The organism is Patescibacteria group bacterium (assembly GCA_004297215.1).
GTDB lineage: Bacteria > Patescibacteriota > Patescibacteriia > UBA9934 > GWF2-40-263 > 2-01-FULL-63-20.
This window is the reverse complement of record SCUM01000001.1, coordinates 543,572-565,502: the sequence shown is the minus strand read 5'-3', so window position 1 is coordinate 565,502 and position 21,931 is coordinate 543,572. Positions and strand designations below refer to the sequence as shown.

Here is a 21,931-nt window from a genome sequence, read left to right as displayed (position 1 = left end):
ACGTATGGACATGTCTTTCGCCTCGGGCGAGTCGAAGTTGGTCCGCCTTGCCGGCCCGCTGTCACGCCTCGCGCTGGTGCTGCTCTTTCTCCTGCTCCCGCTGTTCTTCCTCCCCTGGACGTCGGACGCGCTCGAGATCAATAAGCAGACGCTGCTCGTCGCCCTGCTCGCCGTCGGATTGTTCTCCTGGCTGGGCGGGATGGTGATGCGAAAGCGGCTGTCCATCCGGCCGAGCTGGCTGTACGCGGTGGGCGCCGGCGCGCTCGTCTCGGTGGCCGTGTCCGCCGCGCTCTCCTCGAGCGGCTACCTGAGCTGGATCGGGCAGGGCGGGCAGGAGTACATGAGCTTCCTGTCGCTGCTCTCCTTCGGATTGCTGTTCGTGCTCCTCTCGCACGTCGCGCATGAGACCTCGCTCCAGCGACGGCTGCTCACCGCGCTCCTTGGCGCCGGCTTCCTGTCCGCGCTCATGGCCATCGCGCTCGTGCTTGGCGTGCCGCTCCCGGGCATCGGCGCCGCCGCCGGGTTCAACACGATCGGCACCGTGAACGCCCTCGCCGCGTTCGTCACCGTCTGCGCCTTGCTCGGCTGCGCCTCGTTCGTGGTGAGTGACGGCTCCGGCGGCGACCCGGCCCCGGACGGCAAGGCCGGATTGTTGCTGCGCGTCCTTTCCGTGGGCAACGCCGTGCTCGCGCTCGTGCTCCTGCTCTCTGTCGACTTCTGGGTCCTGTGGATGCTGGTGGTCGCAGGCGTGCTCGTGATGGCCGCGTTCCTGTTCTTGCAGGCCAAGCGCTTCCCGCACCCGCAGCGGTTCGTGCTTCCGCTGCTCATGCTCGCCGCCGCCGTGGTGTTCATCCTCCCACAGATCAAGAGCCCGTTCTCGCTGCCGTTCCCGTCGGTCATCTCGCCCACCTACGGGATGAGCGCGAGCATTGCCGGCCAAACGCTCAAGGAGGGGGTCCTCCCGATGCTGTTTGGCTCCGGCCCGGGCACCTTTGCCGAGGATTACGCCAAGTACCGCCCGGTGGAAGTGAACCAGTCGCGGTTCTGGACCCTGCGGTTCGACCGTGCCAAGAGCCACCTCCTCACCGCGCTTGCCACCTACGGCGTGATTCCCGTGCTGCTCGCCACGGCCTTCTTCGTTCTGCTCGGCCTGATGGCGTTCTCGCGCATCCTCAAGGAGCGCGAGGGGGATGAGTGGAAGATGACCTTCGTGTTCCTCACGGGCTGGCTCGCGGTGCTGCTCGCGCACCTCTTGTACGCGTCTAACTTCTCCCTCTCCTTCCTCCTCTTCGCCCTTTCGGGGCTGTTGGCCTCGCAGGTGCTCCTCGCGCCCAAGACGGTGGACTTCTCGGATGACCCGCGCCTGGGCCTTGCCGGGTCGTTCGCCTTCGTGGTGGTGCTCGTGGGCACGCTCACGGGCGTCTCGGTGGTGGCGCAGCGCTACGGCGCCGAGCTCGCGTTTTCCAAGGCGCTCAAGATGGACCGCGAAGGGAAGCCGGCCGAGGAGATTCTCCTCCAGCTGGGTGAGGCCGTGAATCGCAACGCCAGCAGCGACCTGTACTGGCGCAACCTCGCCTCCGCGAGCCTCGTGCAGGCCGGGTCCGTGGCGGCCGCCATTGGCGCCCAACCCAAGCCCGAGGATACGCAGCGGCTGCAGCAGTACGTGTCGCTCGCGGTCGACGCCGCCAGCCGCGCCACCGCGATCGCGCCCGAGCAGGTGGCCAACTGGAGCACCCGCGGCGCGATTTACCGCGAGCTCATGAACTTCGTGGGCAACGCCGAGGATTTCGCGGCGGCCAGCTTCCAGCAGGCGATCGATCTGGAGCCCAACAACCCGTCGCTGCGCGTGGAACTCGCGCGCGTGCACCTCTCGGTCGCCGACCGCGCCCGGGCGCTCCAAAACAACAAGGACGCGGAGGTATCCGCGAAGGCCAAGGAGGCGCTCCCCAAGGAGTTGCAGGCCGCCAAGGAGGCGCTCGACAAGGCCGTGGAGCTCAAGCCCGACTACGCCCCGGCGCGCTATTACCTCGCCGTGCTCGCCGAGCGCAACGACAAGCTGTCCGAGGCCGCCGCCGGCCTCGCGGCGCTCACCGTGCAAAACCCGCTCGACGTGGGGCTCTCCCTCGAGCTCGGGCTCCTGTACCTGCGCCTGAAGGAAACGAACAAGGCGATCGCCGAGCTTGAGCGCGCGAACGGCCTGGTGAAGGACAATTCCAACGTGATGTGGTTCCTCGCGAGCGCCTATGAGATCGCGAGGAAGAGCGAGCAGGCCATCGCGCTCGTTTCCCGCGTCGCCGAGCTCAATCCGGACAACGAGCTGGTCACAAAGCGCCTCGAGCGCATGAAAGCCGGCGAGAACACCACGGTGCTCCCGGAACCGGTGGAGGCCGGCGAGACCGGCGCCACCCAGCCGCCCCCAACCGAGCCCGTCGCGGAAGCCGCGGCCGAAGCCCCAGCCGCCGCGTCGAACCCGTAGGTGAAACGAAAAACCGCCCCATGAGCGTCGAAGGGCGGTTTTTCTTTTCCACAAGCGCGATGCAGGGTACAGGGGGGGATGAAGTATACTATCCGCAGATGTTCTCCCTCCGCCAACCCCACCGCCTCAAGCGCACCGCGAGCATGCTCGTCGTCACGGCGCTTTTGGCGTTCGCTGCCGCGAGCGCGACCTGGTTCTCCTTCCTCAAGGACACGGCCGTGGTCCGCGCCGCCGCCCTCTCCTGCCCGTTCTCGGATTCCGACGGCGGGACTTCCGGCGTCCAGGTCACCGGCTCGGTGTCGATTGACGACGTGGACGACGGGGGAGGGAGCGTGGGCGACTATTACGACTGCACCGCGTCGCTCGTCGAGATCAAGGCCGGCGCCACGGTCACCCTTGGCTCCAATATCGGCACTGGCGCCATCGCCGAGATCCATTTCTCCGACCTTGAGATCGAGAACACGGCCACGGTGAGCGCGAGCGTGCAAGGGTGCGGAGGGACCACCTCCAGCGGGTACGGGCCCAACGGCTCCAACGTGTGTACGGCCGGCGCCGTCGGATCCGGGGCGAACAGCCCAGGCGGCGTAGAATCGGGCGGCGGCGGCCACGGCGGCGCTGGTGGCAACGGCCACACGGGAAGTCCCGGCGGTGCCACCTACGACTCGGCCACGGCCGCCGTCCTGTTCGGCTCATCGGGCGGGACGGTCGACAGCACGACGGTCGGCGGTACGGGAGGCGGGGCGGTCCGCCTGTCCGTCTCCGGGACGTTCACCCATAACGGTTCCATTACGGCGAACGGCGGCTCGGGTTACATCCATGCCGGTATCGGCGGTTCCGGAGGCGGTTCCGGTGGATCCATCTACGTGACGACCGCCGCTATCGAGGGGACGACCGGGACGTTCAGCGCCGATGGAGGCGCCGGATATGACCAGACGTATGACGCGGGCGGCGGAGGCGGCGGCCGTATCGCCATCGAATACCAGTCGGGTTCGTTCTCATTTGACTCAAGTGATTTTTCTGCCAGCGGCGGCCCCGGTCCAGGCGCCGCCACGGCCGGCGACACCGGGACCGTATACCTGGTCGACACCCAGGGGACCGGCCCCACCACCGACGACGACGTGAAGGTCTTCCACGGGTTCACGTACACGGATACGGATTACGACGTGAACAGCTGGACGTTCGACGCGAACGCGGACAACCAGTACTGCCAGAACGGGATTTCGAGCGGCGCCACCCCCTCCATCACGGCCGGGACGACCTTGAATTTCGACGGCACGTTCACCTGCGGGCAGACCATCGCCTCGTTCACGCTTTCCGCCCCCGTTTCCGTCGCCTTCCTCACGGGCTCGACCTTCTCTTCCGGCGGGGCGTTCAGCGTGACCTCGGCCGCTTCGGCGTCGATCAACACCGGCGCGACCATCGCCTCTGCCGGAGCCATGACCCTGGGAGCGTCCGGGTTTTTCACCGTAGGCTCCGGGGTCACGCTCACCAACACCGGCACCGACACCGACATCAACCTCAACATCCCCGACGGGGACGACCAGTCCTGGTCCGGCCTCACCGTGAACGGGGCCCTCGAGGGCGAGCTGATCATCGACGACGCCATCGACATCACGCTCACCGGGTCCTCCGCGGTGAACGCCAACGTCACCTGGACCACGCTCACCTCGCTCACGATCGATTCCGGGTCCTCGATCAGCGCCGCGGGGAAGGGCTGCCGAAGTTCCACCGGGCACGGGTACGGTCCCGACGGCAGCAACGTCTGCGCGGTCTCCACGTCCGGATACGGCTTCACCGGCGGCGCTTGGGATGCCGGTGACGGCGCCGGCCATGGCGGCGCGGGAGGCAACGGCTCCGGCGGCGGCACGGGCGGCGTGACATACGGTTCGGCCACGGCTCCCAGCCTCTTTGGTTCTTCCGGCGGCGGGGCGAGCCCGTACTCGGGCGGCGCGGGCGGCGGCAAGGTGCGCCTCGACGTTTCCGGCACCTTCACGCACAACGGTTCCGTCAGCGCGAACGGCTCTGCCGGCGGCACGAGCGGGGGAGAATACTCCGCCGGCGGCGGCTCCGGCGGATCCGTGTACGTGACGGCCGGGTCTTTCAGCTGCACGTCGGCGCCAACGTTCCAAACGACCGGAGGGGCTGGCGGAAACGGGACCTTCACCGACGGCGGCGGCGGCGGCGGAGGCCGCATCGCCATCGCCTATGCGAGCGCATCTGCTGGCTGCAGTTTCGACGCCGGAGCGGACACCATCGGCGGCTCCGGAGCGTCTGTCCTCGCGGCAGGCGGCTCCGGCCCTGATTCGGCCGCGGACGGGAGCGCCGGCACTCTTTCCCTCACCCTCACCGACGACCCGCCCGCCTTCTCGACGGCGGTCAACGCCGCCCCCTCCACGCCCACGGTCAACCAGCAGACCACCATTTCCGCCACAGCGACCGACGACAACGGGGTGAACCGCATCCAGCTGTATCTCGACGGCACCACAGACCCGACGAACGTCATCAAGACCTGCACCTTCTCCCCGGCCGAGTCTCCCGCTTCCTGTTCCATCACGATCGGCCCGGGCCTGTCCGACGGCTCTCACACCATCCGCGCCGCGGCGAGGGACACGGCGAGCGCCACCACCAACTCCGACTCTTCCTTCACCGTGGGCTCCTTCACCACCTCCGGCACCATGACCTTCTCCCGGTTGAAGGCCGGGTCCACGGGCGTGGACTTCGCCCTCCAGTTCGCGCTCACCGGGCCTGACACGGCCCCGCTCACGGTCACGTTCCCCGCGGGCTTCACCGTGACCCAGGCGTTCACCTCCGGCACCTGCTCGGGCGGGGGGACGGTGGGGAGCTTCGGGTACACCGCCACCACGCTCACGGGGACCAAGACCGCCTGCGTGGGCACCATCACCCTGTCCGGCGCCAAGGTCACCCTCCATTCCACCCCGGGCACGTATGTCGTCACCTGGAGCAACGACTCCGGCTCCGGTTCCTTCACCGTGGTGGACGAGGACCAGGTGACCGTCTCGGGCATGGTGGACCCCACCCTCACCTTCGACCTCGACCTGTCCGTGGGGGACGCCGAGACGTCCGGCCCGTACTCCCTCGACTTCGGCGAGATTATGCCGGGCACGGTCGCTTCCTCCGGCACCACGCACAAGAGCGTCTGGATCGACCTCTCGACCAACGCCACCGGGGGCGCTGTGGTCACGGTGAGGAACGTCAACGGCTCCAGCGGCCTCGTCTCCGCCTCGGCCCCGGCCGACACCATCCCCAACTCCGCCGCGGCCATGAGTTCCTCCACCGCCAACTACGGCTTGTGCGTCATCTCCGTCACGCAGACCGCCGGCGGCCCGTTCGCAAAGGCGGGAGACTATACCGCCGGCACCTGCGCCGCGAACGGGGCAACCAACGACGTGAAAAACCTCACCACGACGAACGCCTCCATCCTCTCCACCACCTCGGATCCCATCGACGCAGGACGCGCCCGTGTTTCCGTCAACGTGAACGCCACCCCCGTGACCGCGGCCCACGCCGACTACGGCGACGCGCTCACCTTCATCGCGACCGCGACGTACTAGCGGAATGGAAAACCGACCCCGCGAGGGGTCGGTTTTTCATGTCAGCTTCATCATGAGAGCGCCCACGAGGATGCGTTCGGCTTCGGAAATCGTCTTGTCCGTGAAGCGCGCGCGGGCCTCTTCGCGCGAGCCCGTGGGGGCGAAGACGCAGGCGAGCTCCTGGGCGTCGTGCGGCCGCTCGGCGCGGATGACGGCGCGGACGGAGCCGTCGCGGCTCTCATAGAGGATCGCCGCCACATGCGCGTCGGGGCAGGAGGCGATCAGTTCCTCGATGACGTCGGGGAGGTCGGCCTCGTCCGCGCCCGCATGCAAGAAGTCCTGGCGGCCGATGAGCGTCCAGGCGAGCTTGGCCTCCTTTTCGAGCTTGAGGCGGGCGAGCGCGCGCCCCCACAGCCGCAGGGTGGCCACGGAGCGGGTGCGGTAGAGGCTGCCCACGATGTCGTCGCGACGGGCGCCAAGCGCCACGAGCTTCGCGGCCGCCTCGAGCGTCTTCGGGGTGAGGCCGGGGGCCTTGAAACTCTTCGTCTTCGCGATCATTCCCGTGAGGAACGCTGTGGCCACGTCCGCGTCCATGAGGTCGGGATCCATCTGCGTCACGAGCGCGGCGAGCGACTCGCCCACGGAGCAGGCGGCGAGGTCCACGTGGTTCACGGCCCCGTAATGCTCGTTGCCCGGGGCGTGGTCCAGGTTCACCACCGGCACCGCATAGAAGAAATCCGGGTTGTCGCGGTACGGGCCCCCGCATGCCTCGAGGTCGGAGGCACCCAGGGTCACGATGAGGTCGAACCGGTAGCCGTCGGCCGCGGTCGCGACGTCATGCGGCTCCCAAAACCCAGCCTTGGGAGAGACCTCGATGACGAGCGCGTCCGCCGTGCGCGTCTGTGCGATCTCGTCGATCGCCACCTTGCTCGTATCGAGCGTGATGCGGAACCGGCGCAGCTTCTCAAGTGACGTCTTCACGTCTTGCGCGCCCAGGAAGGCGAGGGTCTTTGGCGTCGCCCCGTCGTTGGCCACGATCTCGGGCGACTTCCCGAGCTTCGCGAGCACGAGCGAAAGCCCGACCGCGGACGCATACCCGTCAGGTCCGCTCCCGGCCCCGACCACAAGAAGCGGCCGATCGGACCGCTTCAGGGCTTCGAGAACTTGTTCGTGGTGCACGAGTGCCATGCTTGTTTCGGGCTGCGGTTCATTACGACAGACAAGCACGGGAATGGAGCACCTTATCGGGCCGAAGGGGAAGCGTCAAGGCTCTTGACGGAAGGGTAGAGATATGGGAAAAAGTCCGGTCCCACGGCCGGTGGCTTTGGGACGGCTACGCGCGTAAGAACGCACGTTCACAATCGATGCCAAAGGAAATAGCCATGAAGATGGTCTATGTCAAAGATCTCCTGCGTGGCAGCGGGTCGGAACGTTCCGCGGTCGATCTGTCTGGCTGGGTGAAGTCAAGGAGAAACGGGAAAGACATCGTCTTTCTCGATATCTGCGACTCGACCGGCATGATCCAAGCGGTCGTGAAGGTGGAGAACGCAGCCTATGTCATCGCCAAGAACGTCCCCGTCGAGTCGTCCGTGAAGGTCATTGGGATCCTGGAGAGCGGTTCGAACGCCCCGGAGATCCGTGTCGAGCAGATGCAGGTCATCGGGAGTGCGGCCGAGATCAGCCCGCATCCGCGCAGCCCCTTCGACATTTTCGACGTGAAGATGGCCGACCATCTGCTCAAGAACAGGCATCTGTACCTGAGGAACGACAAGGTGATGGCCATCCTGCGGTTCCGTCATCTCGCAATGATGGCGATGCGCGACTGGTTCAACCAAAAAGGGTATATCGAGATTACGGCTCCGGTCCTCACCCCCGCCCCGCTCTATGAAGACGGGACGGCCATGCCCATAACGGTGCATGACGAGAACGTGTTCCTCACCCAATGCGTCGGCTTCTACCTCGAAAGCGCGGTCCACGCCTTCGAGAAGGTCTACAACATCGGGCCGAGCTTCCGCGCCGAAGAGACGCGCAGCAAGCGCCACCTCATGGAGTACTGGCACATCAAGGCGGAGCTCGCGTGGGTCAGCGTCGATGACCTCATGGCCATCGTCGAGGACATGATCGGCCATGTCGTCCGGTTCAGTCTTGAGCATCACTCGGATATCCCGCGCATGCTCGGGACGGAGCTCTGCGTCGATGGCCTGAGCGTGCCCTTCCCGCGCATCACCTACGTCGAGGCGGTCAATCGGCTGTCAAGCCTCGGCGTCCCGTTCGAGTTCGGGGCCAGCCTGGGGTCGGATGAAGAGGAGATCTTGTCGCGCGGATTCTCCTCCCCGTTCTGGATTACCGGCATTCCGCGCAAGATCGAGCCGTTCCCCTATGTCATCGACGTCGATGATTCCCGCGTCACCAGGACGGCGGACCTCATCGCGACGAACGGCTACGGGGAGCTGCTCGGCGTCGCCGAAAAGATCTCTACCCTGCCCGAGCTCGATGATCGGATGAAGGAAAAGGGGAAGTTCGGTGATCCGCGGTACGAATGGCTCCGGCAGATGCGCGAGTTCGGCTGCGTCCCGCACGGGGGATTCGGCATGGGGGTCGAGCGGTTCATCCGTTGGCTCCTGAACATCCCCCATGTGCGCGACACGATCCCGTTCCCGCGCATCTTCCGCCGCAAGATCGCTCCTTAAACAGCCTCTGCCGTCGGCACAGGCATCACATCACCCCAACAGACAGAGACGGAGAGAAGCCATGGAAAGAACACTCGTCGGGGACCTCCCCAAAGCCGATGGTCAGACGGTCCGCGTGAAGGGATGGGTCCAGACGATCCGCGATCAGAAGCGGATGCAGTTCGTAATCGTCCGTGACCATTCTGGCATCGTCCAGATCGCATGCGAGAAGACCGACAGCCCCCTCAACGCCCTCGTCTCCAGCCTCACGCCGGAATCCGCGGTCGATCTGCGAGGGCGCGTGGTCAAGAACGAGAAGATCAAGCTGGGGCAGTTGGAAATCGTGTTGGAGGACCTCAACGTCCTCAATGCCGCCCCCGCCGTGCTTCCGGTCACGGAGGAGTCCTCGCTCGACCTCCGGCTCGACTGGCGGTTCCTCGATCTCCGCCGGCCCGCGAACCACCTGATCTTCCGGGTGCAGACGACGGCGGAGCACGCGATGCGGCAGTTCTGGCTCGATCAGGGTTTCATCGAGATCCACTCCCCGAAGTTCATGGGGAGCGCGAGCGAGTCCGGCGCGGAGTTGTTCAAGGTCGAGTACTTCGGCGGCCTTGCCTACCTCGCCCAGTCGCCGCAGTTCTACAAGCAGATGGCGATGGCCGCGGGCTTCGGGCGCGTGTTCGAGATTGGACCCGTGTTCCGTGCCAACCCGTCGTTCACCTCCCGTCATGACACGGAATTCACCAGCGTCGACGTCGAGCTCTCGTGGATCGATTCCCACGACGACGTCATGCAGATGGAGGAGCGGTGGCTGCAGCATGTGCTCCAGGTCATCAAGGACAAGCATGGCACGGCAATCAAGGAGCATTTCGGCGTGGAGGTGACGGTCCCGACCGTGCCGTTCCCACGCATCACGATGACCGAGGCGTACGAGGTCCTCGCGAGCCGGGGCCACGTGATCCCGCCGGAATGCGAAGGCGACCTGGATCCCGAAGGGGAGCGCCAGGTGTGCGCCCATGTCATGGAGAAGACCGGCCACGAATTCGCGTTCGTGACGGATTACCCCATCCGCGTCCGCCCGTTCTACCACATGCGGCACGAGCACGATTCTTCCCTCACGAAGAGCTTCGACCTCCTCTGGAAGGGGTTGGAGGTCACGTCGGGGGCCCAGCGTGAGCATCGGTACGACCAGCTCGTGAAACAGGCCCAGGAAAAGGGGTTGGGTCTCGACCCGATCAAGCACTACCTCGACTGCTTCCGCTACGGCTGCCCGCCGCACGGAGGATACGGGTTCGGCCTCACGCGCATGCTGATGGTGCTCCTCGGCATCAAGAACGTCCGCGAGGTGACCTATCTCTATCGCGGTCCGAACCGGCTCGCCCCGTGACGCGGCGGCGATTGACCGACGCGGCCCGGGAAGCATGACGCTTCCCGGGCCTTTTCTTCTGCAAGCATTTCCGCCGAATCGGCGCGCGACCCCGCCTTTCTATGCGTTTTCGACGAGGTAATAGGCCGAACAGAATTCGACGTGCACCCGCTTTTGGTGGAGCGTTCGTGCAAGCTCATGCGCCAGGTCGGCGAGCATCTCCAACGCTTCCTCGTCCGAAGCGTCTTCCCGGATCATTCCCTTATAGTGGAACGCGGGTTCGTATCTCGATGAGACGTCCGTCCCTTCGATCCAAGGATAGACAAACTGGCCCTCAAACAGGGTGCCGACCGCGACCTTCTTCCCGCCTTTCATCCTGGTTTCCAGCCACGTTTGGATGATGGCGCGCGCGTCCGTGATGGCGCGTGTTGGGGCGGACAGGTCGTATCCTCCCCGTAATCCGCATGAGACCAGAAACGGCCTATATGGCTTCTTTTCCATATCGCAACGGCATAAAGTATACCCTTTTCATATAGCGTTACGCGAGCTTTGACAAGTCGCCGGAAACGCCCTAAGGTCATTGGCTTGGTAAGTCAGTCCCTTATCAAGAGTCCTTTAAACGGCAAATGAATGAGGAGGTTCGGTCATGAGCAAGTATCTGGCGACCGTCGCGAAATCCGGCCAAGTCAACACGCCTCCGGGCAGCTACCTGACGGTAAAGGAATGGGCGCGAAACGCGTTCATGGATCGGTGGTCGACACTTCTCGAAATCGGGTGCTCGACCGGGTTCATCTCCATAGAGATGGCCCGATATGTAGGGGCGACATGCGTCGGACTCGACTTGCATGAAGGGAGCATCGCCGCCGCGCGTCAGAATGTCGACAGGCATGTTGCGCATCTCCTTTCTTTCCAGCAAGGAGATGCCGGCAAGCTGCCGTTCGCGGACGGTCAGTTCAGCCATGTGGTGGTAAGCGGGCATCTCCCGTTCATCCCGCCCGAGGAAAGGAGGGGGCACGTCATCGAGGCGTTGCGCGTCGTGAAACCGTGGGGATACCTGCTGACCGCGCTCTATCACTACCGCACCCCTCCGCCCGAAGCGCTCGTCGAGGAGTTCAACGCCAAGATCGGCACGAGGCTCTCGCCGGACGGCACGAAGGCGTATTGGGCAGGGCTGTTCGACGAGCTTCCGCTGACCCTCGAATACGAGACCGAGTACGAAGCGGTGCCGGCCGATGAGGTGCGCGCCCATCAGTACGTCGGACGCATGCGCCCCGAGACCAGGGATGATTGGAAGGAATACGTCCGGCTTTTCAATGAGAATGGGCGCTTCCTGAACTACTCCGTCAGGGTGCATCGGAAGATTCCCGCAGAACCGGACCTCATGTTGCAGATTCCTCGCGGGGGCATCTATGGCGTGAGACGCAAGCCGGATGGAGGCATGCGATGAAACGGAACATCGACCGGGAAGCCTATCTCGCGCATGCGAAGTCCTTTACCGAAGCCGAACGGCGTTTGGTCGAGGAGTTCGCGGAGTGGCTGCCAGAGACGATCATCGACGGTCATTCCCACGGGAGCACGCCTGAGCATGTCCGGGCAGTCGATGCGCGCGCTTACGGGCACATGCTTTCGACGTTCCCAAGCTTCACCTTGGAGGAATCGGACGAGTGGCATCGGATCCTGTATCCGGGGAAGACGGTCCATGCCTTGCGTTTCGCGATGCCGTTCCGAGGTATAGACCATAAGGAGGCGAACCGGTATCTGCTCGGGCAAAGCATGGCGGAAGACCGGATCGCCCTCTACGGTCTCCCGGACGACGTGGAGTACACGATCGGCATGCTCGGTCATCCGCGCGTCTCGGCGTTGAAAATGTACTACTCGTATCACGAGCCGCCCGCCGGCGAGATCTATCAGTATTTCCCGAAGGAGGTCCTGGAACAGGCACAGGCCCTCGGCGTGCCTATCCTCCTGCATCCGCCCATGCGGATTACCGCGTGCCTCGATCAGATTCTCACGCTCGTGCGGGACTTTCCGCGCTTGCGTGTCTGCCTGGCCCATCTCAGCCTGACGAAATACGCGGTGCCCGGACTCGAGGAGGCCTTCGTGGAAATCGCGAAGCATCCGCAGATTTCCTTCGATACGGCGTTGGTGCCATCGGCAGAGGTCGTGGCGATGGCCCTGCGCATCGTGGGTTCGGACAGGATCATGTACGGCTCGGACGAGCCGTTGCAGCTGATCCGTTCCGTGCCGTATGCGCATCCGCAGCGCGGCGAGCGACTGGCGACGGATTATCCGTATCATTGGGTGGATCTTGCCGAGCATGGGGAATACGGGCATTTGGCTGCGGGCGCGCCGCACGCGCATTGGCAGGCGTTAGGAGCCATACGGATGGCCGTTTCCGGGCTGTCAGAGACGGAACGCGCGTCCGTGAAGCAAAAGCTGTTCCATGACAACGCGAAAGCGTTCTACGGGTTCTGATGCGGAATCACGGAAATACAAGGGCCTAGCTGCGATCCTGCAGCCAGGCCCTTTTCTTTTTTAGGAGGCGATACGCCTTATTTCCCGCTGATGCGTCGCGCCAGCTCGGCGAGTTTTCCGTCATCCGCACGTACGTGGTCGTGCGAGGAAATGTACCCTTCGTACGTGTTAAAATACTTGTTGACGTTCGATTTCATCGGTTTCCATTCAGGCCCCTTGGTCCCGTGCATCGGAAACAACTTCGCGTGGACGTGGTCGACGCCGAATCCTTCGAAGATCATGCCCGTACGGCCGACATCTTCCAGTTTCAGGTCAAGCAGTTTCGCGGTCCGACTCGCCGCCTGCACGAGGCCGTGTAGGACCGCGTCGGGCAAATCGAACGCATAAGACGGGTAATGTTTCTTGGGAATGACGACGGAGAATCCTTCCGTATTCGGAAAAATCGAAAGGAAAGCAAGATACCTCTCGTCCTCCCAAATTTTGTGGGCCGGAGCTTCTCCCTTGGCAATCTTGCAAAAAACACAGTCCATAATAGTGAAGACATTAACCCGCTCAGCATAGCATGCCGGCTTATCCGTCAGTAGATAATGAATGATACCCATCGCGCAAGCATTGCCTCCCACTCCGTTTTCGCCTAAGCTGGCACCGAATATGCCGGACCGACAGATTCCGAAGGCCTACGAACCCACTGCCCATGAGGACGCGATATACGCAGCTTGGGAGAAGAGCGGTTTTTTCAATCCAGACAACCTTCCCGGCGACCGGAAGGAGCCGTTCTGCATCGTGCTCCCGCCGCCAAACGTGACCGGGACGCTGCACATGGGGCACGCGGCCATGCTCGCCATACAGGACCTGATGGTGCGTTTCGAGCGCATGCGCGGGAAGAAGGCGCTGTGGATTCCCGGCACCGACCATGCGGCCATCGCCACCCAATCCAAGGTCGAGAAGCTGCTTACGGAGAAGGGGATGAAGGACCCGCGCCGCGAGCTCGGGCGCGAGAGGTTCCTGGACGAAGTGAGGAAGTTCGCCAAGGAGAGCCACGACACCATCGTGAACCAGGCGAAGAAGATGGGGTCGTCGCTTGACTGGTCGCGCGAGGCGTACACGCTCGACGAGAAGCGCAGCCGCGCCGTGAACTTGGCGTTCAGGATGATGTACGACGACGGGCTCATGTACCGCGCCTTCCGCGTGGTTAATTGGGACCCGGTCGGCCGCACCACCATCTCCGACGACGAGGTGAACCACAAGGAAGGGAAGGCGACGCTGTACACGTTCACGTATTCGAAGGACTTCCCGATCGCCATCTCGACCACGCGTCCTGAAACGAAAGTGGGCGACACGGCCGTTGCGGTACATCCGACGGATGAGCGCTACAAAAAGCTCGTCGGAAAGACGTTCGACGTCGCGTTCGCCGGCGCGAAACGGTCGATCAAGGTGGTCGCGGACGAGAGCGTGGACCCGGCGTTTGGCACGGGCGCGTTGGGCGTGACCCCGGCGCACAGCGCCATCGACGCGGACATCGCGAAACGCCATGGTCTGCCAACGATCCAGGTCATCGGAGAAGATGCGCGCATGCTCCCCGAGGCCGGCTCGCTCGTCGCGGGCAAGACCACGCTCGAGGCGCGTGCGGCCGTCGTCGCCTGGCTGCGCGACAACGACCTGCTCCAAAAGGAAGAAGAGGTCGCCCAGAACATATCGGTTGCCGAACGCACGGGCGCGCCCATCGAGCCGCTGCCCAAGCTGCAGTGGTTCATCGACGTGAACAAGCCGTTCCGACGCGGCTTGCGCAAGGTCACGCTCAAGAAGCTGATGCAGGACGCCGTGAAGGGCGGGACGGTGAAGATCATGCCCGAACGGTTCGAGAAGACGTACTTCCATTGGATCGACAACCTACGCGACTGGAACGTGAGCCGCCAGATCTGGTTCGGGCATCGCGTCCCGGTCTGGTACCGCGGCGAAGAAGTTTTCTGCGGCGAGTCGGCTCCGGAAGGTGACGACTGGGTTCAAGATGAGGATACCCTCGACACCTGGTTCAGCTCCGGGCTTTGGACGTTCTCCACCCTCGGCTGGCCGGAGAAGACGAAGGACTTGGCGACATTCCACCCGACGTCCGTGCTCGAGACGGGATATGACATCCTGTTCTTCTGGGTGGCGCGCATGATCCTCATGAGCCAGTACGTGCTGGGTGAAGCGCCGTTCAAGGAGGTATACCTGCACGGGCTCATCCGCGACGAGCATGGGCGCAAGATGAGCAAGTCGCTGGGCAACATCATCGACCCGCTCGACATGATCGCGAAGTACGGGGCGGATGCCACCCGCCTGTCGCTCGTGATCGGTTCCACGCCGGGGAACGACGTGAAGCTGTCCGAGGAAAAGGTGGCCGGGTTCCGCAATTTCACCAACAAGCTCTGGAACATCTCCCGCTTCGTGCTCACGACTGTGAACGAGGCGAGCTATCTCCCCCTTGCCAAGGGGGAGCATGAGAGGGTCGTGCAACCGCAGACGCTGGCCGATCGTTGGATCCTGTCGAGATTGGGAGAAGTCACCCGCGAAGTGACGAACTTGCTCAATGCCAAGGCGTTTTCGGCCGCGGGGGAGCTCTTGCGTGACTTCACCTGGAACGAGTTCGCCGACTGGTACCTGGAAATCGCCAAGGCGCAGCGCGCCGAGCCGGGATACGCGAAAAGCACCGACTCCATCCTCATCGAGGTGCTGCGCGGCCTCATCGCCCTGTGGCATCCGTTCATGCCGTACGTGACGGAGGTCATTTGGGGGGAGATGAAGGGGGCCGAAGCGGCTGAAGGGGCCGAAGGGATGTTGATGGTCGCCGAGTGGCCGGAGGCGCTGCGGGTGCATGACGAGGTGGCGGAGCGGGAATTCTCCCTCGTCCGCGAGATCGTGGGCGCCCTGCGCGGCATGCGCGCGGATTACAAGGTGGAGCCAGGCAAGGAAACCGCCGCGGCCATCGCCGCGGGGGAGCATGCGGACCTCCTTACGGAGAATGCGGCGCTCATCCGCCGCCTCGCGCGCGTCGGCGAGCTCACGATCGCCCCGGATGCCACCAAACCGGACGGCTCTACGTCGGCCGTGGTCGCAGGGTGTACCATCTACGTACCGCTCGCCGGGCTCGTGGACGTCGAAAAGGAACGCGCGCGCCTACAGGCCGAGATTGAGACGACGAAGAAGTACGTCGAAACCACGTCTGCCAAACTTGAGAACAAGGAATTCGTCGGCAAAGCGCCGGAGAAGGTGGTCGCCGATATGCGTGCGAAGCTGGACGAAGCCCACGCGAAGCTCGCGGCGCTCGAAGGACAGCTCAACACTCTCCATTGACCTATGCCCGTCATCACCGACCCACAAAGGATCGACGCCTTCCTCACGCGCGGCGTGGAGAACGTGTACCCGTCGCGCGACTTCGTTAAGGCGCGGCTGCTCGAAGGGAAGAAGCTCACGATGTACCTCGGCGTGGACCCCACCGGCCCGACGCTGCACATGGGACATGCCATCGTGCTGAAAAAGCTGCGCGAGTTCCAGGACCTCGGGCATAAGGTCATCCTGCTCATCGGGGACTTCACCGCCATGATCGGCGACCCCACCGACAAGAGCGCCACCCGCGTGCGCCTCACGCGCAAGCAGGTGCTTGCCAACGCGAAGGGCTACAAGAAGCAGGCCGGCAAGATCCTACGTTTTTCCGGCCTCAACAAGGCGGAGTTGAAATACAATTCCAAGTGGTTGGCCAAGATGTCGTTCGCGGACGTGGTCGATCTCGCCGCGCACACGACCATCCAGCAGATCGAGGCGCGCGACATGTTCGACGCGCGTCGGAAGGAGGGGAAGCCGATCCACACGCACGAGTTCCTGTATCCGCTCATGCAGGGATACGACTCGGTGGCGATGGGCGTGGACGGCGAGATCGGCGGCAACGACCAGACCTTCAACATGCTGATGGGCCGCGACCTCATGAAGGCCATGAAGGGCAAGGAGAAGTTCGTCATCACCACGAAGCTCCTCACCGACCCCACGGGCAAGAAGATGGGGAAGAGCGAGGGGAACATGATCACGCTCGAGGATTCGGCCGACGACGTGTTCGGGAAGATCATGAGCTGGACCGACGGGATGATCGAGCCGGGGTTCGAGCTGCTCACGGGCCTCCCGGCCATCCAGCTCGCGGCCATCAAGGACGAACTCGCGACCGGTTCCAACCCGCGCGACGTGAAGGCGCACCTCGCCCGCGAGGTCGTCCGGTCATTCTTCGGGGATACGGCCGCCGCGGAAGCGTCTGAACGGTTCGACGCGATGTTTAAGGCGCACGAGACGCCCACCGACATGCCCCATCATCGCGTTTCGGGCCCCCTGAACGTCATCGACCTGCTCGTCGAGACGAAGCTTGTGGCGTCCAAAGGCGAGGCCAAGCGACTGATCGACGGCAGCGGGGTGAAGGTCGCCGGCGCGGTCGTGAAGGGATACGACGCGCAGGTCGTCCCGACGGCGGAGGGGGTCGTCGTGCAGAAAGGAAAGAGGCATTTTATTAAGGTCATGAGGGGGTAGTCGGTAGGTGGTAGAAAATCCTACGCACTACGTACTACCCCCTACCCCCTGAGTCTTATGTCCGCCTTCCAAGACGCCAAGCGGCAGATCCTGCTCGACTTGAAATCCGCGGTGGGGAAGGAATTCACCCCCACCGTGGCGGATTTGACGACCCCGCCGGACGCGAAACTGGGCGAGGTGGCGTTCCCGTGCTTCGCGCTCGCGAAGGCGACGAAGAGGAACCCGACCGAGCTCGCGAGCGAGATCGCTGCGAAGCTGGAGACCAAGGGGTTCGTCGCGCGAGCCGTCGCGGCCGGGCCGTTCGTCAACTTCACGCTCGACATGAAGGCGCTCGGCGACGCGGCGCTCGGCGAGATCGTCGCGCAGGGAGACGCCTATGGCAAGGCGCCGCCGGGGAAGACGCGCGTGATGGTGGAGTTCGCCAATCCCAACACGCACAAGGAGGCGCATGTGGGCCATCTGCGCAACTTCTTCGTGGGCCAGGCCGTAGTGAACCTGCTATCCGCCGCCGGGTACGAGGTGATCCCCGTTTCCTATATCAACGACCTGGGCACGCACGTGGCGAAGACCCTCTGGATGATGAAGAAGAGCGGGGAGCTGCCAGGAAAGGAAGACCGCATCGCGTTCATGGGCCGCATGTATACCGAGGCGGTGCGCGCCGAGGAGGCGGATCCCGAAGCGGTGAAGAAGGAAGTGTCGGTCATCCATCGCGACCTGGAGGAGCTCAAGGGCCCGTACGTTTCCTCGTGGAAGAAGAGCCGCAAGTGGTCGCTCGCGGAGCTCCACGCCATCTTCAAGGAGCTCGGGCTCACCATCGACAAGACGTATTACGAGTCCGAGCTCATCGGCGAGACCAAACGCCTCGTGGAGGACCTGCGCCATCGCTCCATCGCCGTGCAAAGCGAAGGGGCCGTGATCGTGGATCTCACCCCCGAGAAGCTGGGCGTGAACCTGCTCGTGAAAAGCGACGGGACGCTCCTGTACAACGCCAAGGACCTTGCGCTCGCCTATCGCAAGGAAGACGATTTCCATCCGGACCGCAGCCTGTACGTGGTGGACGGGCGGCAGAGCCTTGCGCTCAAGCAATTGTTCGCGACCCTCAAGCGCGCCGGGTTCCAAAAGGAGCTCGGGCACGTATCCTACGAGTTCATCACGCTCAAGGAAGGGGCCATGTCTTCGCGGAAAGGGAACATCATCCGGTACGAATCCTTCCGCGACGAGATGGTCGCCCTCGCCCGCGCCGAGACCGCGAAGCGCCACCAGGACTGGGCCGCGAAGAAGGTCGAGAAGGTCGCCCGCGCCGTCGCCTTCGCCGCCATCCGGTTCGGGGTGCTCAAGCAGGACCTCGACAAGGCAATCACCTTCGACATGCAGGAGGCGCTCTCCTTCGACGGATTCACCGGCCCGTACCTGCTCTATACCTGCGCGCGCGCCAAGAGCCTGCTCAAGAAGGCGGGTCGCGCCAAGCGCGCCAACGCCGGCGACGCCCTCACGCACCCCACCGAACGCGCGCTGCTCATGAAGCTCGCCCGCTTTCCGGAGACGGTGCACGAGTCCGCGAGCGCCATCCACCCGAGCGGGATCGCCCAATGCCTGTTCGACCTCGCCCAGGCGTTCGCTGCCTTCTATGAGGCCGTGAACGTGCTCGAGAGCCAAGGCGCAGCCAAGGCGCAGCGCCTCGCCCTCGTGGACGCCGTGCGCCAGGTGATGGAAAACGGCCTCGCGCTGCTCGGGATCGACACGGTGGAGGAGATGTGACCGAACATATGCGAACCCCGCGCTACCACGTCATTTTCGACATCGATCACGCCGATCCCGTCATCCGCGACGCCGGAGCCCTGTCGCGGTTCATCAAGGAGACGGTCGAGTCAATCGGGATGTCGGTCATCGCCGGGCCGACCGTGTGCGAAGGGATTCCCGAGAACCCGGGACTCTCGGGGTTCGCGGTGCTCGACTTCTCCCACATCAGCGTCCATACCTTCACGAACCACGACGAAGCGCTCATCGACATCTTTTCGTGCAAACCGTTCGTCATCGAGCTCGTCCGCGACCGCTGCCTTACGGCGTTCGGCACGCCGGACTCGATCGTGCGCGAGAAGACGGTGTGGTGGGGATGACGGTCCGTGTCAGGCCTGGGCGCTCTGCGGCTTCGCCCTTTGGCCGAAAAAGGCGATGGCGGCGATGAGTCCGTTCACGAAGGCGAGATAGATCGGCAGGGCCAGGTTCTCGACGTCGATGATGGTGCTCGACAACGCGCCGAGCGCGGCGGCGACGGATACCATGACCCAGGGCATGACGGCTTCCGTGTGCGGTTCGCGGAACGTCTTCACGATCGTAGGGGTCGCGGCCACCAGGTCCGCCACGATGTCGAAGGCGAGGGAAAGGGCCGCGTCCTTCGTGAAGACGTAGAGCGCGATAGCGACCAGGGCGATCGTCAGGCAGGCCTTCTCGACGTGCCCGAACTCCTTGTAGCCGTATCCCATGAGGCACAGCACCACCACCAACCCGGTGTTGAAGGTGGTGGCGAGGAGCAGGATGAGCGACCAGGAGAATCCCGCCTCCGAGGTGACCAGCACCCAGATGGCGATCAATTGGATGAGGGTCCATAGCGCCCAGGAGACGATATTCGGCTTCGTCTGGCGCTTCAGGATGTCCCGCACATACGGGACGATGGCTGATACCTGGAGGACGCCAGCCGCGATGCCGATCAAGAGGTGCCAGTCCATGACGTTCAGGCTTTTTCTCGCGGGTGGATGTACTCGGTCTTGAGCCGGATGAGTCCAATGGCCAGCAGGAAGTAGGCGAGGAGGTAGATGACGTCCCCGTACCCGCTCACGCCCCATGTGCCCGCGTACGCTTGGGACAGGAAATTGTAATCCGCGGCGTATTGGACGACGAGCGCCGACAGGATGAGCAGCACCTTGTCCTTCATGATGCCGCCGAGCGTCTTCGTGGAGAGCAGGTAGACGAGCATCGCGACCGACACGTAGATCGCCTGACCGAACGGGTAGCCGAAATCCAGGAAGATCCGCAGCGGGGCGGACCAGTCGAACTCGTATCCTCGCAGGAAGAGATAGTACGAAAGGCCGAGCATCGCGAGCGGGATCGCTACCGCCTGGAGCCTGCTTGAGACCGACTTGAGGGAGATGTTCACGCCCGACGCCTTCCCGAGCATGATGGCGCCGTAAATGTAGCAGGGGATGCTGCCGAAATACCCGAGGTCGGCGAGCGAGGGGTAGGGCATCTCCACGTGCGCGATGACGTTGTAATAGCTGAACACGCTCTGTCCGAGGTTCTGCAGCAGAAGGCCGAGCGCGAACGCGCCCACGGACCGCCCCATCACGCTTCCCATCCCGCCCCAGGAGCGGGCGATGATGAGTCCACAGATGCCGCCCCAGAGCGCGACCGTCTGATAGGAGGCCCCCCAGATCGCTTTCGTCTCATCGGGGGCGTTCGTAAAGGTCAACGCCGCCCACCATGCCAGATGGGCCGCGAACAGCACCACGGCGACCATCAAGGACCAGTCGTCTCGCAGCCGTTTCGATTCGGGGGACTTCATAGGTAAGGAAATGGTATCACAAGCGCGGATCTACTTCCACGAAACGCGGAATTTTCGGAGGTAGGAGGCGGGGTGGTATCCCTTCTTGTATGCCTTGAGGCCTGGCAGCCCCATGTCTTGCTGGTAATTGATGTGCATGCAGCCCATTCCTGAAAGGATCTTGGCCGTCTCCTGCGTGACGTATTCGTAGATGCCTATATAACGCGACGGATCCCCCTTCTCATAGTGGATGGTCGCATATCCTTCGGAGAGGATCTCGCTGATCGAGAAACCCGCAAGCGTCCCGTCGACGAAGATGCCGATGCCGAAAATAGGTTCGTGAGGAAGAAGCTTGAAGAGGTTGGACATCGCCTTGAACTCGTTTTCCGCCTCGGAGAACGGGATCTTCCTTTGTTCGACCCAATGCAGGAAGAATGTCGTAAGCATCTCCTCGATGGCGGGATCCGTCAGGTCCAGGCGGCGCGTCTCGGGTCGATGCGAACGCAAAAAACGAGTGACGGCGTTCCGATGGGGCTTCAGCTTGCTTCCCTCATACGATTCGAGCCTATCGATCGAAAGGACGTAATCGACGTTGTCCCCGTCCTCCTCTACGCGGAATTTCGCGCGGTCGAGGCCGTGGACGGCAGATTCGGGGACCAGCTTCAGCTCCGCCTCTCCTCCTTCCTTTTTCGCGTGCTCAAGCAGCGCGTGGGCCGTCTCGCTCGTCTTGACGTCCCCCAGGAAGGAATAGAATGGCCTGCAGGTGAGGTAGTCGCTGAAGCGGACGACGAGATTGTCGTTCAGGGTGCACACGCCAACGCTTCCGGTGGTGTTGTAGCAGTACAGGCTGGTGAAATTGAAATCCGAATAGGGCGGGAACTTGGATGCGTACGATTCGACGAGCGGCTTGTGCTCGAGTCCCAGCGGTTCGAAGTTCGGGAAGGCGCTTGGCATGCGTGGGGATACGGTTCGCGGCACATGGTACGCGCCGGGCACTCCCGCGGCAAATGGAAACGTGATACCCTTGACGGAGTATGCCCGCCGCATCCATCCTCGCCGAACGCATCATCAAGGAACAGGAGCTCGTGATCGGGCCGTTGGCTTGGCGTGAGGCGGAAAAGGTGCCCGGGCTCAAGGTGTCGGGAAAGAAGGTGGGGATTTCGGGGAGCTCGAAGGAGGTCCTCACGCGCCTCGTCGGCCGTTATGAAGGGCTGTTCGGCCCGGCGTCCGTGGAAGTCTGCCGCGACGCGGTGAAGACGCTCATCCCGGACATGGCCGCCGCTGACGTGCCCGACGTGTTGCGTTAGC

General features: G+C 63.7%; 17 protein-coding genes. 11 read left to right on the top strand and 6 right to left on the bottom strand.

Going from position 1 to position 21,931, the window contains the following annotated elements; genetic code table 11:
- Window positions 1-4: 4 nt before the first annotated feature.
- The gene (locus EPO34_02845; protein ID TAK04070.1) at window positions 5-2,476 is read left to right on the top strand and encodes a hypothetical protein; all 2,472 of its coding nucleotides are present in this window, start codon (window positions 5-7) and stop codon (window positions 2,474-2,476) included.
- Window positions 2,477-2,574: 98 nt separating this feature from the next.
- Complete coding sequence (locus EPO34_02840) at window positions 2,575-6,048, top strand: hypothetical protein (GenBank protein ID TAK04069.1); 3,474 nt, start codon at window positions 2,575-2,577, stop codon at window positions 6,046-6,048.
- Window positions 6,049-6,084: 36 nt separating this feature from the next.
- Here EPO34_02840 and EPO34_02835 read toward each other — a convergent pair whose 3' ends face one another.
- Window positions 6,085-7,215 carry a hypothetical protein gene (locus EPO34_02835; protein TAK04068.1) on the bottom strand — a complete coding sequence of 377 codons (1,131 nt, stop codon included), beginning with the start codon at window positions 7,213-7,215 and terminating at the stop codon, window positions 6,085-6,087.
- Between the two features lie 176 nt (window positions 7,216-7,391).
- On the opposite strand from EPO34_02835, the gene EPO34_02830 reads away from it, so the two are divergent.
- Both EPO34_02830 and aspS read left to right on the top strand, forming a co-directional pair.
- Complete coding sequence (locus EPO34_02830) at window positions 7,392-8,717, top strand: hypothetical protein (GenBank protein TAK04067.1); 1,326 nt, start codon at window positions 7,392-7,394, stop codon at window positions 8,715-8,717.
- A 61-nt stretch (window positions 8,718-8,778) separates the two neighbouring features.
- A complete protein-coding gene (gene aspS / locus EPO34_02825) occupies window positions 8,779-10,083 on the top strand; it encodes an aspartate--tRNA(Asn) ligase (protein TAK04066.1) in 1,305 nt (434 codons plus the stop codon).
- Between the two features lie 99 nt (window positions 10,084-10,182).
- Here the strand turns inward: aspS and EPO34_02820 are convergent, their stop codons facing one another.
- Window positions 10,183-10,563 carry a hypothetical protein gene (locus EPO34_02820; protein ID TAK04065.1) on the bottom strand — a complete coding sequence of 127 codons (381 nt, stop codon included), beginning with the start codon at window positions 10,561-10,563 and terminating at the stop codon, window positions 10,183-10,185.
- A 145-nt stretch (window positions 10,564-10,708) separates the two neighbouring features.
- On the opposite strand from EPO34_02820, the gene EPO34_02815 reads away from it, so the two are divergent.
- Complete coding sequence (locus EPO34_02815; protein ID TAK04064.1) at window positions 10,709-11,509, top strand: class I SAM-dependent methyltransferase; 801 nt, start codon at window positions 10,709-10,711, stop codon at window positions 11,507-11,509.
- Complete coding sequence (locus tag EPO34_02810; GenBank protein ID TAK04063.1) at window positions 11,506-12,537, top strand: hypothetical protein; 1,032 nt, start codon at window positions 11,506-11,508, stop codon at window positions 12,535-12,537. Before EPO34_02815 ends, EPO34_02810 begins: the two co-directional genes overlap by 4 nt.
- Before the next feature lie 77 nt (window positions 12,538-12,614).
- Here the strand turns inward: EPO34_02810 and EPO34_02805 are convergent, their stop codons facing one another.
- The gene (locus tag EPO34_02805) at window positions 12,615-13,067 is read right to left on the bottom strand and encodes an HIT family protein (GenBank protein ID TAK04062.1); all 453 of its coding nucleotides are present in this window, start codon (window positions 13,065-13,067) and stop codon (window positions 12,615-12,617) included.
- A gap of 61 nt (window positions 13,068-13,128) precedes the next feature.
- Between EPO34_02805 and EPO34_02800 the strand changes: the two genes are divergently transcribed.
- Genes EPO34_02800 through EPO34_02785 form a run of 4 tightly spaced genes read left to right on the top strand, consistent with a single transcriptional unit; the run spans window position 13,129 to window position 19,202 of the window.
- On the top strand, window positions 13,129-15,870 hold the full coding sequence (locus EPO34_02800; protein TAK04061.1) for a valine--tRNA ligase: 2,742 nt from the start codon (window positions 13,129-13,131) through the stop codon (window positions 15,868-15,870).
- 3 nt (window positions 15,871-15,873) lie between these two features.
- The gene (locus tag EPO34_02795) at window positions 15,874-17,085 is read left to right on the top strand and encodes a tyrosine--tRNA ligase (GenBank protein TAK04060.1); all 1,212 of its coding nucleotides are present in this window, start codon (window positions 15,874-15,876) and stop codon (window positions 17,083-17,085) included.
- A gap of 57 nt (window positions 17,086-17,142) precedes the next feature.
- The gene (argS, locus tag EPO34_02790) at window positions 17,143-18,843 is read left to right on the top strand and encodes an arginine--tRNA ligase (protein TAK04059.1); all 1,701 of its coding nucleotides are present in this window, start codon (window positions 17,143-17,145) and stop codon (window positions 18,841-18,843) included.
- A gap of 8 nt (window positions 18,844-18,851) precedes the next feature.
- Window positions 18,852-19,202, top strand: coding sequence for a hypothetical protein (locus tag EPO34_02785; GenBank protein TAK04058.1), 351 nt, complete (start codon window positions 18,852-18,854; stop codon window positions 19,200-19,202).
- Window positions 19,203-19,211: 9 nt separating this feature from the next.
- Here the strand turns inward: EPO34_02785 and EPO34_02780 are convergent, their stop codons facing one another.
- From EPO34_02780 to EPO34_02770, 3 genes are read right to left on the bottom strand one after another with little or no spacing between them, the layout of a single operon-like run.
- Window positions 19,212-19,811, bottom strand: a complete 600-nt coding sequence (locus tag EPO34_02780; GenBank protein ID TAK04057.1) for a hypothetical protein — start codon at window positions 19,809-19,811, stop codon at window positions 19,212-19,214.
- A gap of 5 nt (window positions 19,812-19,816) precedes the next feature.
- A complete protein-coding gene (locus EPO34_02775; GenBank protein ID TAK04056.1) occupies window positions 19,817-20,644 on the bottom strand; it encodes a hypothetical protein in 828 nt (275 codons plus the stop codon).
- Window positions 20,645-20,674: 30 nt separating this feature from the next.
- Window positions 20,675-21,670 (bottom strand): DUF2156 domain-containing protein, encoded by a 996-nt coding sequence (locus EPO34_02770; protein TAK04055.1) that lies wholly within the window; start codon window positions 21,668-21,670, stop codon window positions 20,675-20,677.
- Here EPO34_02770 and EPO34_02765 point away from each other — a divergent pair.
- Window positions 21,658-21,930, top strand: coding sequence for a hypothetical protein (locus EPO34_02765; protein ID TAK04054.1), 273 nt, complete (start codon window positions 21,658-21,660; stop codon window positions 21,928-21,930). The genes EPO34_02770 and EPO34_02765 overlap by 13 nt on opposite strands.
- Window position 21,931 lies beyond the last annotated feature (1 nt).

What these genes read in the sequence shown, in the direction of transcription:
- EPO34_02820 (TAK04065.1), bottom strand. Translation starts at nt 10,563, where the DNA reads ATGGAAAAGAAGCCATATAGGCCGTTTCTGGTCTCATGCGGATTACGG.
- EPO34_02815 (TAK04064.1), top strand. Translation starts at nt 10,709, where the DNA reads ATGAGCAAGTATCTGGCGACCGTCGCGAAATCCGGCCAAGTCAACACG.
- EPO34_02830 (TAK04067.1), top strand. Translation starts at nt 7,392, where the DNA reads ATGCCAAAGGAAATAGCCATGAAGATGGTCTATGTCAAAGATCTCCTG.
- aspS (TAK04066.1), top strand. Translation starts at nt 8,779, where the DNA reads ATGGAAAGAACACTCGTCGGGGACCTCCCCAAAGCCGATGGTCAGACG.
- EPO34_02765 (TAK04054.1), top strand. Translation starts at nt 21,658, where the DNA reads ATGCCCGCCGCATCCATCCTCGCCGAACGCATCATCAAGGAACAGGAG.
- EPO34_02775 (TAK04056.1), bottom strand. Translation starts at nt 20,644, where the DNA reads ATGAAGTCCCCCGAATCGAAACGGCTGCGAGACGACTGGTCCTTGATG.
- EPO34_02835 (TAK04068.1), bottom strand. Translation starts at nt 7,215, where the DNA reads ATGGCACTCGTGCACCACGAACAAGTTCTCGAAGCCCTGAAGCGGTCC.
- EPO34_02805 (TAK04062.1), bottom strand. Translation starts at nt 13,067, where the DNA reads ATGGACTGTGTTTTTTGCAAGATTGCCAAGGGAGAAGCTCCGGCCCAC.
- EPO34_02845 (TAK04070.1), top strand. Translation starts at nt 5, where the DNA reads ATGGACATGTCTTTCGCCTCGGGCGAGTCGAAGTTGGTCCGCCTTGCC.
- argS (TAK04059.1), top strand. Translation starts at nt 17,143, where the DNA reads ATGTCCGCCTTCCAAGACGCCAAGCGGCAGATCCTGCTCGACTTGAAA.
- EPO34_02770 (TAK04055.1), bottom strand. Translation starts at nt 21,670, where the DNA reads ATGCGGCGGGCATACTCCGTCAAGGGTATCACGTTTCCATTTGCCGCG.
- EPO34_02840 (TAK04069.1), top strand. Translation starts at nt 2,575, where the DNA reads ATGTTCTCCCTCCGCCAACCCCACCGCCTCAAGCGCACCGCGAGCATG.
- EPO34_02795 (TAK04060.1), top strand. Translation starts at nt 15,874, where the DNA reads ATGCCCGTCATCACCGACCCACAAAGGATCGACGCCTTCCTCACGCGC.
- EPO34_02800 (TAK04061.1), top strand. Translation starts at nt 13,129, where the DNA reads ATGATACCCATCGCGCAAGCATTGCCTCCCACTCCGTTTTCGCCTAAG.
- EPO34_02785 (TAK04058.1), top strand. Translation starts at nt 18,852, where the DNA reads ATGCGAACCCCGCGCTACCACGTCATTTTCGACATCGATCACGCCGAT.
- EPO34_02810 (TAK04063.1), top strand. Translation starts at nt 11,506, where the DNA reads ATGAAACGGAACATCGACCGGGAAGCCTATCTCGCGCATGCGAAGTCC.
- EPO34_02780 (TAK04057.1), bottom strand. Translation starts at nt 19,811, where the DNA reads ATGGACTGGCACCTCTTGATCGGCATCGCGGCTGGCGTCCTCCAGGTA.